The organism is Paraburkholderia largidicola (assembly GCF_013426895.1).
Taxonomy (GTDB): domain Bacteria; phylum Pseudomonadota; class Gammaproteobacteria; order Burkholderiales; family Burkholderiaceae; genus Paraburkholderia; species Paraburkholderia largidicola.
On sequence record NZ_AP023174.1, the window covers coordinates 2,950,720 to 2,962,806 of the forward strand.

Sequence of the window (12,087 nt, forward strand, 5' to 3'; positions counted from 1 at the left end):
TGAATCTCAAGCAGTCTGCGCTTTGGCCAGGCCGCCGCGGCGACGCGTGGCGGCGGCGAGCGTCAGCACCAGCAATGCGGAACACAGTACGGGCAAGGCGGCCGCGTGGAACAGCTGCGCATTGCTCCAGTTCAACGCAATCAGTTGTCCGCCGACCAGCGGCCCGATCACCGAGCCGATCCGGCCGATGCCGAGGCTCCACCCGATGCCCGTCGAGCGCAGCGTGGTGGGATAGAAGTGTCCGGCGAGCGCATTGACGGCCGGCTGTCCGCCGACGATGCAGAAGCCGCCCGCGAACACGACAACCAGCAGCCACGCAAGTGCATGCGACACCGCGCCGATCGCGCCGACACTCAGCGCGCCGAGCGCGAAGCAGGCGAACAGCACGCGCACGAAGCCGAAACGTTCGATGAACCACCCGAGCAGCAGCGTGCCGACCACGCCGCCCGTCTGCAGCACGGTGCCGACGATCACGGCTGTAGACGGCGAATAACCGGCGTCGCGCATCACGGTCGGCAGCCAGTTCGACAGGAAGTACAGATCGATCAGGTTCATGAAGCTGATGCCCCAGAGGATCAGCGTGACGGGCGCGCGCCCCGCGCGGAACAGCTCGGCGACGGGCGCGCCGCCACCGGCTTTTTCCTGCACGACGAGGCGCGTGCCGGGACCGACGCCAAGCGATGGATCGAACTTCGCCAGCCACTGCCGCGCGCGTTCATTGCGGCCCTTCAGCACGAGAAACTGCAGCGACTCGGGCAGCGCGGCGAGCATCGCCACGGCCAGCACGAGCGGCACCGCGCCGCCAACCCAGAATACCGCGCGCCAGCCGTACGCGGGAATCAGCGCCGCGCTGATGAAGCCGCCAATGGCCGCGCCGAGCGTGAAGCCGCACGACACCAGCATCATCCGCTTGACGCGGTGCGCAGGCGTCGAGAACTCGCCGACCAGCGCCATTGCATTCGGCATGATGCAGCCGAGGCCCAGTCCCGTGATGAAGCGCAGCGCGATCAGCGCGGGAATGGTCGAGACGAACGGCGTCGCGAGCATCGACAGCGCGAAGAAGAACGTCGAGCCGATCAGCACCGGTCGCCGTCCGATCCGGTCGGCCAGCACCGACAGCCCGAGCGCGCCCAGCAGCATGCCGAACAGGCTCGCACTGAACACCGGCCCGAGCGCCGCCTTCGATACGTGCCATTCGCCAATCACGCTCGGCGCGACGTAGCCCATGGCTTGCGCATCGAAGCCGTCGATGACGAGGCACAGCCCGCACAACACGAGCAGCATCAACTGGAACGTCGGCCGATGCGCATCGGCCAGCGCGCGCTCGACTTCGATCACATCGGCAGAACGGTGGGAATCGCTCATCTTTCGCTTCCTGCGGAACGGTAAAGGGTTGCTGCGTGAATTTACGAATAGTAAAACAGATTCCGATTAGTGAAATTAACGTAAACCCTCGATCCGGCGTCGATTGCCACACGAACGGCGAAATCCATATCAGTATTTGGTGCATGAAAGAGCGGCCGCCGCTGCTACCATCGAACCGTGCGGCGCCCCGCCGCGATCCAAGCCCGCTCTCCACGTATTCATGATCCCGCTGACCATCCCCGAACTCGTCGAACGCGCTTCCACTCACCCGTTTCTCGGCGAGCATCTGAGAATGGGCACCGGCCCACGCAGCGGCGAAGCCATCGCGACTTACGGCGACGTCGAGCTTGGCAGCAGCTATGAGCCGATCTTCGACATCTCGGTGCATGCGCTCGCGCAGTCGCTGTCGTCGTCGCCCGATAGCGCGGACCGTTTCGGAGATGAACTGGGTGTCCAGGCCGTCACGCAACTGGCTGACGGCACGCCGCTCGACAGCTTCGACCCGTTCGATCACGTGCCCGACGACCAGCAACTGGTTGCGCTCGACCGGATGTCCCGCGCGATGCATGCCGTCAACTTCTTCGGCCCGCAGCGGCACGGCCTGCTGTTCCTGCGCGTGCACGAGCGGCTATTAAAGAGCGTGCGGTATGACCACGGCCGGCATTTCTCGGCTGTGCTGATGTCGTTTGGATTGAATCCGTCGAGAGTCGTGATCGAGCTGCCGCCTGCGGCAGTCGCGCATAAGACGTTTCTTGGCTATCTGACCAAGAGTTATCAGCACTACGGATTCAAGGTCGCCGGCAATCTGCCGAACGCAGGGCAGATTCTGTCCGTGTCGGACATGGCGAGGCTGGACTTCATCAAGATGGACGCTGCATCGGCGTTGCGCGATTCGATGGTGAAGCCGCTGGTGAGCTATGCGAATCGGCTAAAAATTCCGTTGATCTTCAATCGCGTGGCGACTGAAGCGCAGTTCGATCTGCTGCAGCAATACGATGTGCGGTTCGTGCAGGGCCCGTTGTTCATCGTGCACGACAACCGGGCGGCTTAAGCTCCTCCCGGGGCCGGCCCCAAACGGCGCGCCAATGCCTTCAGACGCGGCGCAACCACCTCCCGAAACACGCTCTCGCCCATCGACGACGCCGGGCCGCTACAGCTCAGCACCAGCAGCCGCCCGTCTCGCGGGTCGCTGAACGGCACGGCCACGGCGTTGACATCGTCGTGCCAGTCGCGAAACGAATAGCAGCAGCCCTCTCGCGCGAACGTCTCGATCTCCTCTTGTGCCTGCGCGACCAGTTGCGCGCCTTCATCGCCCGCGGCACGCTCCAGCTCGGCCAGCAGCGCAGCGCGCGCGTCGGCGGACTGCACGGCCAGATACGCGCGACCCATTGAACTCGTCAGCATCGACAGCTTCGAACCCGATGCGAGCCCGAGCGTGAGCGCCGTCTCGCTGCGGATCGTCTCCAGATAGATCATGTCCATACCGTCCCGGCAACCGAGCGACACGGCCGCGCCGACCTCACGCGCGAAGTTGCGCATATGCGGGCGGGCGAGTTCGAGCGTATCGGTGCCCGACAGCAGTGCAAAACCGAGCGACAGCACGCCGGCATCGAGTGCGTATTTGCCGAGCGCCTCGTCGAAGCGCAGATAGCCGAGCACCGTCAACGTGTAGGCGAGCCGGTTCACCGTCGCCTTCGGCAAGCCCGTGCGCTCGACGAAGTCGCGATTGCCCAGCAGCGTCTCGCCCGGACGGAACGCGCGCAGCAGATCGAGCCCGCGCGCCAGCGCGACGACGAACTTGCGCTCGTCGACGGAAGCCGACGACGAGGACGTTGGGGATGTTATGGATGCAGGTTTCGACATCGGGTGCTAAACTCAGTCGTCGTTTTGCAAAACATTGTTTCGCAGAGCGGAACTCAAGTCAAGCATGAGATCAGAATGCGGCGTTTCGGTGCTCCGCTCTGGTCGGTCTAGGAGATACGTCATGGCAGCCGCCGCGCAATTCAATTGGGAAGACCCGCTGCTCCTCAACCAGCAGCTCACGGAAGAAGAACGCATGGTGCGCGACGCCGCGCACGCCTACGCGCAGGACAAGCTCGCGCCGCGCGTGCTCGAAGCGTTCCGCAACGAGAAAACGGACGCCACGATCTTCCGCGAGATGGGCGAACTGGGCCTGCTCGGCCCGACCATTCCCGAGCAATACGGCGGCCCCGGCCTCAACTACGTGAGCTACGGCTTGATCGCGCGCGAGGTGGAACGCGTGGATTCGGGCTACCGGTCGATGATGTCGGTGCAGTCGTCGCTGGTGATGGTCCCCATCTTCGAATTCGGCTCCGACGCGCAGAAAGACAAATATCTGCCGAAGCTCGCGACGGGCGAATGGATCGGCTGCTTCGGCCTGACCGAGCCGAACCACGGCTCCGATCCGGGCAGCATGGTCACGCGGGCGAAGAAAGTCGACGGCGGCTACTCGCTGTCCGGCTCGAAAATGTGGATCACGAACTCGCCGATCGCTGACGTGTTCGTCGTCTGGGCGCAGCTCGAAACGGACGGCAAGGATGAGATTCGCGGTTTCATCCTTGAGAAAGGCTGGAAGGGCTTGAGCGCACCTGCGATCCACGGCAAGGTCGGCCTGCGTGCGTCGATCACGGGTGAGATCGTTCTCGATGAAGTGTTCGTGCCGGAAGAAAATCTGATGCCCGGCGTGAAGGGCCTGCGCGGACCGTTCACCTGTCTGAACTCGGCCCGCTACGGCATTGCGTGGGGCGCGCTGGGCGCGGCGGAGGACTGCTGGCACACCGCGCGTCAGTACACGCTCGACCGCAAGCAGTTCGGCCGGCCGCTCGCCGCGAACCAGCTGATCCAGAAGAAGCTCGCCGACATGCAGACGGAAATCACGCTCGGCTTGCAAGGTGTGCTGCGCCTCGGCCGGATGAAGGACGAAGGCACGGCCGCCGTCGAAATCACGTCGATCATGAAGCGCAATTCGTGCGGCAAGTCGCTCGACATCGCGCGGATGGCGCGTGACATGCTGGGCGGCAACGGCATCTCGGACGAGTTCGGCGTCGCGCGGCACCTGGTGAATCTGGAAGTCGTGAACACGTACGAAGGCACGCACGATATTCACGCGCTGATTCTCGGACGCGCGCAGACGGGCATTCAGGCGTTCTTCTGACGCCCGGCGTTCCGTCGCACGGCTCTTCGATCAGGCCAGAAAAAAGCCCGCGTTCTCAATGAACGCGGGCTTTTTGCTATTGAGCCTTGCGAGCAGCAGGCGCTTACTTGTTTGGTTGCGGCGTCATCCGCAGATACGGACGCAGCGCCTTGTAGCCCTTCGGGAACTTGCGCTTGATCTCTTCTTCGTCCTTCAGCGACGGCACGATCACGACGTCGTCGCCATGTTTCCAGTTGCCCGGCGTCGCGACCTGATAGTTGTCCGTCAGTTGCAGCGAGTCGATCACGCGCAGCACTTCATCGAAGTTGCGGCCGGTGCTGGCTGGGTACGTGATGATCAGACGCACCTTCTTCGCCGGGTCGATGATGAACAGCGAGCGGACCGTCAGCGTGGCGTTCGCGTTCGGATGGATCATGTCGTACAGTTCCGACACCTTGCGGTCGCCGTCGGCGAGAATCGGGAAGCCGACGCTCGCGGCCTGCGTCTCGTTGATGTCCTTGATCCACTCGCTATGCGATTCCTTGCTGTCGACGGACAATGCAATCGTCTTCACGTTGCGCTTGTCGAATTCGCTCGCGAGCTTCGCGGTCAGGCCGAGTTCCGTCGTGCAGACAGGCGTGAAGTCGGCGGGGTGCGAAAACAGGACGCCCCAGCTGTCGCCGAGCCATTCGTGGAACCTGATGCGGCCAATGCTCGACTCCTGCTCGAAATCGGGTGCGACATCGCCAAGACGTAGACTCATAGTGCAGCTCCTTGAAGTTGTTCGAATGATTTGCCCGTCCGGCCGGACGAGGGGTACAAATTAGAGCATAAGGGATCAGGACATGCACTTCTAACGAACATTGGCTGCAACGCTTATCAGGTTTTGTAATTTTCTTCCGGATGTACGAAACTTAGCGGGACAGATCAACTCCATCAAACGGTGGCGTGTTCTGCAACACGTTGAGCGGGACAGTCCGAAGCAGGCAATATGAAACGCCTGTGACGTTCGGGAACGCTTCATGCAATGGCGTTCGGGTATTGCGCACTTCACGCGTAGCCCATGACGCACGGTCAGTCGTAAGGTCGGCTGGGTCGCCAGCGGCCGTTTCTTTGGTTTACGATTCACGCGTAGCGTGCACGAAGGGAGCAGTCAATGTCGGAAGTCAACAAGGAGAGATTGATGTCGGATATCAAAACCGTACTCGCAGACGCGGAAGATCTGCTGAAGCAGGCCGCGAGCGCCACGGGCGAACGCGCTTCTGAACTGCGCGAGACGGCGCTCTCGCGTCTCAAGCAGGCGAAGGAAAAGGCAGCCGACGTGCAGGTCGTGGTCGTCGAAAAAGGCAAGAAGGCCGCTCGCGCCACCGACGACTATGTCCACGAACATCCGTGGGCATCGATTGGCATCGCAGCCGGCGTCGGCGTGCTGGTGGGCCTGCTGATCAATCGCAAGTAACGCACGTGAAAGCGCGCGTGAAGCGGCCGGCTGCGAGGTCGTGCGGCCGGCGCGCTTCACTGACAGGCGGACGGGCGCACGCGCCCTGTCCGCACCTTCTTCGCGCATCCTCGCGCGCAACACGCTGAAGCCATGATCGATACACAAACGCAGAGCGGGGACCGCGGGCCATTGCGGCGCATTCTCAGTTCGTTCTTTTCGATCCTGCAGACGCGGCTCGAACTGATCGGCATCGAGCTGGCCGAAGAAAAAGACCGGCTGCTGATGGTGCTGTTCATGGGCCTCGCCGCGATGATGCTCGCCACGATGGCGCTGATCGCGCTGACTGCGCTGATCGCGATTGCCTTCTGGGACACTTACCGGTGGCAGTCGCTCGCGGGCATCACGATCGTCTACGCGGTCGCGGCAATTGGCTGTGCGCTGCGGGCACGCAGCGGCTTGCACAACTCGCCGATGATCTTCGAAGCCACGCTCAACGAATTCGAGAAAGACCGCGAGATTTTCCGCAAACGCTGAACGCAGCGCAGCTCTGTCCGCTGTCCATTGCCATCGATCAACCATGAGCCAGGTCCATTCCGAGAACGCCTTCCGCAGCCGCCGACCGACCGCCAAAGACCTGAGCGCGCCGCACCTGCGTGCGCTGCGCAAGGAACTGCTGATCGTGCGCGCTGACGTCGAGCGCATGGAACTCGCGCAGGCGACGCTCGACCTGCGCAACGCCGTCACGCATTTCAGCTGGCTCAAGTTCATCGTGCCGGGCTTCGCCGGCGCGATGCCTTGGGGACGCCGGCGCGGCGCGTCGGCGGGAATCGGCGCCCTGCTCAAGGAATACCCGCTGATCAGTTCGATCGTCTCGCTGGTACTCGCCAAGCCGCTCCGCGCCACCGTGTTCGCGACCGCGAAGCCCGTATTCAAGTGGGGCAGCGTCGGCCTCGCCGCGTGGGAAGCGTTTCGGATCTATCAGCAGGTGAAGCGCGAATCGCGCAAACCCGGGGCGTCGGCTGCCGGGTCCGATGCGGATATGAGTCCGCCCTGACTGGGCACGTTTCGCGTCCCGTTTCATCGTCTAGCGCGCGCTCCAGCATTCGTCCGGGTCAGCGCCCGATGCGTTCCTGTTCGACTTCGAGCCCGTCGCGTCGAGTATGAACGTGCCGCACGAGTCTTCCGCCATCGGGCCGTTATCCAAAGGCTGCGCTTCCAGCGCGTAGCCACCGTTCGAATCGTCGGCAGGCAGAATGCGCAGCCGGTACACCGCCCTTCCGCCCTGCGGCGCCTGATCGAGACCGGACGGCAACGGCGCGCCGTCGACGTGCGCCGCAGACTCCGCGAACTGCGCCGCACGATAGAGCGCGGACGCAGCGTCGGTACGGTGCGCCTTTGCGATATGGCCGCGATACGACGGGATCGCGACGACGGCCAGCGTCGCAGCAATTGCCAAAGCGACGACCAGTTCGAGTAGCGAGAACGCCTGGGGTTTGGGCTTCTTTGCGACGGACATGGCTGGATGTGCACTCAAAAAGGGCGCGCGGCAACGCGACGCCAATGTTTTTCGACAGAGCTTCCCTCGATCACCAGCTGCAATTGCAGCCACATCTGCGAATCCACCTTGCGCCCATAGCCTCTTGCGGTGACGAGCCAGGCTTGCGCGCTTGCGCGGTTCGTCAGTTGCCACGTTTCGATCAGGCATTGCGGTGCACGAAACGACAGCGACGTCGGCCACGATGCGAATGGCGCAATTGCATTCGATTCAAAGGTCGTTTGCGATTTCCAGCCGATGGGCTCTCCGCCGACACCTGGGATACCCGAAAACGAACCGTTGACGACATTGCGCGCACACGTCGACAGAGCCGAGTCCGCCGCGTGTAGCGCGATCAGATGGTCGGCCATGCCCGCCGCGTTTCGCGCAGCAGCCACCGATTGCTCGAACCATGCGGCCGAAGTCGTGAGCATCATCGCGGCGATCAGCAGTACGACGGGCAGCGCAATGCCCCGATCGCGCGCATGCCGCTGCAACCGTCGCCCGTGTCTACCTGGCGGAGAGATCATGCCGCGCTCCCCTCGTTGTTGCGTATCGCGACGCGCCGCCAGAACGCCCGCCTCACGCGCGCATCGGCGCTGAGCGTGGGCACGCCATCACAGTCGACATAGCGCGTATGCGGCGTTTGCGGCACGCCTCGAACGAGCACGCACACGTCGACGGCGACGACATTGGGCCATTGCGCGGGCGACAGCTGCGCTGCGTCAATCGCAGAAGATGCGCCGGCAAGCCAATACCGCAAGCGCACACGCTCGACACCTTCGACAAGCGGCTGCGATGAATTAGCCTTCCCCGTTCCCTCGCAGTACAGCTCGGGCTCGCCCGTCGAGCCGCTGGTCTTCGCATAGAAGCGGTTCACGATGGACACGCCCGGCATATCGGCGTCCGTCTTCGTGACGCCCTGCCCGAGACAGTCGGTCGCAAGACCGGCTGCGGATGGCCACGTCGAAACGTTATCGGCGACGTAACGCACCGCGACGCCGTCCGAATGCGATGCCAGCGATTCGCAGGTCAGGCTGTCGTCGGCGCCGATTGGCCTGCCGCCCGTGCAGCCGAACAACCCCGGCCGCGCGGTAAACGTACGGGGGATGTCTGCGGAAACGAAACCTGCCATCTGCAACTGCTCGCCGATCAATGTCAACGCGGCCACGCCGGCGTCGTTTATCTGCACGGCATCGGCGGCCTGCGTGAAGGCGATTCGCTGCGAGCGGTAAAGCGACACCGCGCCCGCGGTCACGATCAGGCCGAGCGCCATCGCTATCGTCATTTCGAGGAGCGTATGCCCGAAGGCCACGCGGTGACTGCGTGCACGCATGCAGAGAGCAAACGACTTCATCGGGCAAACGCCATCACGACGCACTGCACGCCTTGCGGCACGTCCGCATCCCCGCACGAAGCGGGCATGTCGATCACGTCACCCGGATTCGAAATGCTGGCCGGCAAGCTGTCCCGCCAGGCCCATGTCGCGCGTGCAAAGGAAAGACCGGCGCCACCGCTTGTGCCCGCATCGCCCTTCGGCAACAGATTCGCGGCACGCGTTCTCCATTGCGCAATCGCCGCATCGTTGGGATTCGGCGCGCGCGCCGCCTCGGCGATTGCATCGGCAACGAGCGCGGCCTGCTCGCGATAGAACATCGCACGCGCGTCTCGCGCAATCGACCACTGCACGGCAATCAGGCCAAGCACGGTGACGGCCGTGACAGCCACCGCGACGAGCACTTCTAGCAGGCTCTGGCCGCGCTGCGAGACACGATCAACGCGGATCATGCCGCCGCTCCGCATGCGCCATCGACGATGCGCGCCCGTCCACCCGCCGCGATGCGAATGCAGCGTCGCCAGTCTTTGCCTTGCGTCGCTCTGGATTCGACACGCGGACCGATATCGAAGCTGCGAAAGCTGCCGTTGGCCTGGCCCGCGGGTGGCGTGAACGTGAGATTGGTAAGCGCGCCGACGATGCTGACTGGCGCAAGATCGGGCAGCGCCCGCAACAGGTAAAAGCCACCCCCGCGCTCGATCATCACGGCCCATCCGCAGGACCAGTCAAGGACGCCCGTTTTGCACGGCTGACCCGCAGCAAGACAGTGGCGCGCGGCATCGATCCGGCACACGGTCACGCGCGCGCCGCGCCGCAACGCCTCGCCGCGCGCGTAACTGAGCGTGGACAGCAGCGCGCGGGCGCGCGCGTCGACCTGATCGCGCAGATGCCACGCGACGAACGACGGCACCGTCAACGTCGCGACGATCGCGAGCAACGCAATCACGATGAACGTTTCGAACAGTGTGAACCCGCGGCACACGTGCGGCGCATGAGCATTCCGTTTCATCAGCATTCCTCGATATCCGCCAAGAATGCGACGACTCTAACGACGTGCAACGACGCCCACAATTAGCCGGATGGCCAGGTGGCGGACGCACGAATCCCTGCACGAGAATGTCCGTGCATCAGGTGAATTCGCGGCAGAACTTCAGGGAGAGAAAATGCGGATGCGCGACAAATCAGCGCTTGCGGGTAGGCTTCGCGGGCGCAGCCGGAGCGTTCATCCGGCGAAACTCTTCAATGACGTCCTCGAACTCGGAGACGTCTTCGAAACGCCGGTACACGGAAGCAAAGCGCACGTAAGCGATGGTGTCGAGCGCGCGCAGTTCGTTCATCACGAGCTCGCCCAGACGCTCGCTGCGCACTTCGCGCTCGCCGCTGCCGAGCAATTGATACTCGATGCGCGACGCGGCGGCATCGATGGCGTCGGCAGCAACTGGACGCTTGCGCAGCGCCAGTTGCATGCTCGCGACGATCTTGCGGCGATCGAATTCCGTGCGGCTGCCATCCTTCTTGACGACCGACGGCAACGCCAGCTCGACCCGCTCGTACGTCGTGAAACGTTTGTCGCAGGCCGGGCAGCGGCGGCGGCGCCGGATCGCGGCGCCGTCCTCGGACACACGCGAGTCGACGACCTGTGTATCGTCATGCCGGCAAAAGGGGCAGCGCATGGTGGCTTAGCGGTAGACCGGGAAGCGTTGGGTCAACTCGGCGACCTGCGCGCGCACGCGCTCGATCGTAGCCGTGTCTTCCGGGTTGTCCAGCACGTCGGCGATCAGGTTGCCGACCTGCTCGGCTTCCTTCGTGCCGAAGCCGCGCGTGGTCATTGCCGGCGAACCCAGGCGGATACCGCTCGTCACGAACGGCTTTTCCGGGTCGTTCGGGATCGCGTTCTTGTTCACGGTGATGTGCGCCGCGCCGAGTGCCGCTTCCGCTGCCTTGCCCGTGATCTTCTTCGCGCGCAGGTCGACCAGCATCACGTGGCTTTCCGTACGGCCCGACACGATGCGCAGGCCGCGCTTGACGAGCGTTTCAGCCAGCACGCGCGCGTTGTCGACGACGTGCTGCTGGTATTCCTTGAACTCCGGCGTCAGGGCTTCCTTGAACGCGACAGCCTTGCCCGCGATCACGTGCATCAGCGGACCGCCCTGGATGCCCGGGAAGATCGCCGAGTTGATCTGCTTCTCGAACTCGGCCTTCATCAGGATCACGCCGCCGCGCGGGCCGCGCAGGCTCTTGTGCGTGGTCGTCGTGACGAAGTCGGCGAACGGCACCGGGTTCGGGTAGACGCCTGCTGCGATCAGGCCGGCATAGTGCGCCATGTCGACCATCAGGTACGCGCCGACCGACTTCGCGATCTTCGACAGACGCTCGAAGTCGATGCGCAGCGCAAACGCCGAAGCGCCCGCGACGATGATCTTCGGCTTGTGTTCCTGGGCGAGCTTTTCTGCCGCGTCGTAGTCGATGTCCTCGGCTTCGTTCAGACCATAGCTGACGACGTTGAACCACTTGCCCGACATGTTGACGGGCGAGCCGTGCGTCAAATGGCCGCCGTGCGCGAGGCTCATGCCCATGATCGTGTCGCCCGGCTTGAGCATCGCGAAGAACACGCCCTGGTTGGCCTGCGAGCCCGAGTTCGGCTGGACGTTCGCGGCTTCGGCGCCGAACAGCTGCTTCACGCGGTCGATTGCGAGCTGCTCGACGACGTCGACGTATTCACAGCCGCCGTAGTAGCGCTTGCCCGGGTAGCCTTCGGCGTACTTGTTGGTGAGCTGCGAGCCCTGCGCGGCCATCACGGCCGGGCTCGTGTAGTTTTCCGACGCGATCAGTTCGATGTGCTCTTCCTGACGGCGGTTTTCGTCCTGGATCGCGCTCCAGATTTCCGGATCGACATTGGCGATGGTGCTTTGGGCTTTGTCAAACATGCTGGTTCCGTTAAGTGTGTTCAGGTTGACCGGATCGTGCGCAGGTCGTGTGCCGGGAGCGTATTGGGTACGCAGCACTGCTGGCCACCGCTGATGGTGGGAGCCTTGACGTGGCGTATGAAGGAGGTGCCGCACACGCGAGTCAGGACAACCACCGGCAGCGCAAACGACGGCGCGCGCGAAACATGGCTGCCCAGGCGAACGGCAAAACGGCACCCTGCGCTTCACGGTGGGACGCTCCACCTTGAACCCGTCAGGCTTGACAGCATGGGGTTCTATCGCCAGTCACGCAGGGATGAGCGCGTTAGTTTATTGGAACCGGGTCGAATA

At 63.7% G+C, this 12,087-nt stretch carries 15 protein-coding genes and 1 riboswitch; of the genes, 5 read left to right on the top strand and 10 right to left on the bottom strand.

Going from position 1 to position 12,087, the window contains the following annotated elements:
* Positions 1–6: 6 nt before the first annotated feature.
* Complete coding sequence (locus PPGU16_RS13060; protein WP_180720361.1) at positions 7–1,365, bottom strand: MFS transporter; 1,359 nt, start codon at positions 1,363–1,365, stop codon at positions 7–9.
* A 220-nt stretch (positions 1,366–1,585) separates the two neighbouring features.
* On the opposite strand from PPGU16_RS13060, the gene PPGU16_RS13065 reads away from it, so the two are divergent.
* Positions 1,586–2,416 (top strand): EAL domain-containing protein, encoded by an 831-nt coding sequence (locus PPGU16_RS13065; RefSeq protein WP_180720362.1) that lies wholly within the window; start codon positions 1,586–1,588, stop codon positions 2,414–2,416.
* On the opposite strand, the gene PPGU16_RS13070 is transcribed toward PPGU16_RS13065, so the two are convergent.
* Entirely contained in the window at positions 2,413–3,228 is an 816-nt protein-coding gene (locus PPGU16_RS13070; protein WP_180720363.1) for an IclR family transcriptional regulator, read from the bottom strand. The genes PPGU16_RS13065 and PPGU16_RS13070 overlap by 4 nt on opposite strands.
* 121 nt (positions 3,229–3,349) lie before the next feature.
* Here PPGU16_RS13070 and PPGU16_RS13075 point away from each other — a divergent pair, with 121 nt between their 5' ends.
* On the top strand, positions 3,350–4,540 hold the full coding sequence (locus PPGU16_RS13075; RefSeq protein ID WP_007738163.1) for an acyl-CoA dehydrogenase: 1,191 nt from the start codon (positions 3,350–3,352) through the stop codon (positions 4,538–4,540).
* 103 nt (positions 4,541–4,643) lie between these two features.
* Here PPGU16_RS13075 and PPGU16_RS13080 read toward each other — a convergent pair whose 3' ends face one another.
* Positions 4,644–5,282 (bottom strand): peroxiredoxin, encoded by a 639-nt coding sequence (locus PPGU16_RS13080; RefSeq protein WP_180720364.1) that lies wholly within the window; start codon positions 5,280–5,282, stop codon positions 4,644–4,646.
* Between the two features lie 393 nt (positions 5,283–5,675).
* On the opposite strand from PPGU16_RS13080, the gene PPGU16_RS13085 reads away from it, so the two are divergent.
* The 3 genes from PPGU16_RS13085 (at position 5,676) to PPGU16_RS13095 (ending at position 7,014) form a co-directional block, all read left to right on the top strand.
* Positions 5,676–5,978 carry an ElaB/YgaM/YqjD family protein gene (locus PPGU16_RS13085; RefSeq protein ID WP_007584918.1) on the top strand — a complete coding sequence of 101 codons (303 nt, stop codon included), beginning with the start codon at positions 5,676–5,678 and terminating at the stop codon, positions 5,976–5,978.
* Positions 5,979–6,110: 132 nt separating this feature from the next.
* Positions 6,111–6,494, top strand: a complete 384-nt coding sequence (locus PPGU16_RS13090) for a phage holin family protein (RefSeq protein ID WP_054928893.1) — start codon at positions 6,111–6,113, stop codon at positions 6,492–6,494.
* Between the two features lie 43 nt (positions 6,495–6,537).
* Entirely contained in the window at positions 6,538–7,014 is a 477-nt protein-coding gene (locus PPGU16_RS13095; RefSeq protein WP_180720365.1) for a DUF3318 domain-containing protein, read from the top strand.
* A gap of 30 nt (positions 7,015–7,044) precedes the next feature.
* Here PPGU16_RS13095 and PPGU16_RS13100 read toward each other — a convergent pair whose 3' ends face one another.
* From PPGU16_RS13100 to glyA, 7 genes are all read right to left on the bottom strand, one after another.
* The gene (locus PPGU16_RS13100) at positions 7,045–7,476 is read right to left on the bottom strand and encodes a type IV pilin protein (protein ID WP_180720366.1); all 432 of its coding nucleotides are present in this window, start codon (positions 7,474–7,476) and stop codon (positions 7,045–7,047) included.
* Between the two features lie 14 nt (positions 7,477–7,490).
* A complete protein-coding gene (locus PPGU16_RS13105; protein ID WP_180720367.1) occupies positions 7,491–8,024 on the bottom strand; it encodes a pilus assembly PilX family protein in 534 nt (177 codons plus the stop codon).
* Complete coding sequence (locus PPGU16_RS13110) at positions 8,021–8,851, bottom strand: PilW family protein (RefSeq protein WP_434064399.1); 831 nt, start codon at positions 8,849–8,851, stop codon at positions 8,021–8,023. The genes PPGU16_RS13105 and PPGU16_RS13110 overlap by 4 nt, the downstream gene beginning before the upstream one ends.
* On the bottom strand, positions 8,848–9,282 hold the full coding sequence (locus tag PPGU16_RS13115; RefSeq protein ID WP_180720368.1) for a prepilin-type N-terminal cleavage/methylation domain-containing protein: 435 nt from the start codon (positions 9,280–9,282) through the stop codon (positions 8,848–8,850). The genes PPGU16_RS13110 and PPGU16_RS13115 overlap by 4 nt, the downstream gene beginning before the upstream one ends.
* Complete coding sequence (locus PPGU16_RS13120) at positions 9,279–9,839, bottom strand: GspH/FimT family pseudopilin (protein WP_180720369.1); 561 nt, start codon at positions 9,837–9,839, stop codon at positions 9,279–9,281. The genes PPGU16_RS13115 and PPGU16_RS13120 overlap by 4 nt, the downstream gene beginning before the upstream one ends.
* A 172-nt stretch (positions 9,840–10,011) precedes the next feature.
* Positions 10,012–10,503: a transcriptional regulator NrdR gene (gene nrdR / locus PPGU16_RS13125; protein WP_180720370.1), complete on the bottom strand. Its 492-nt coding sequence runs from the start codon at positions 10,501–10,503 to the stop codon at positions 10,012–10,014.
* A gap of 6 nt (positions 10,504–10,509) precedes the next feature.
* Positions 10,510–11,757, bottom strand: a complete 1,248-nt coding sequence (glyA, locus tag PPGU16_RS13130; RefSeq protein ID WP_180720371.1) for a serine hydroxymethyltransferase — start codon at positions 11,755–11,757, stop codon at positions 10,510–10,512.
* A gap of 184 nt (positions 11,758–11,941) precedes the next feature.
* Positions 11,942–12,056: riboswitch (ZMP/ZTP riboswitch) on the bottom strand.
* Positions 12,057–12,087 lie beyond the last annotated feature (31 nt).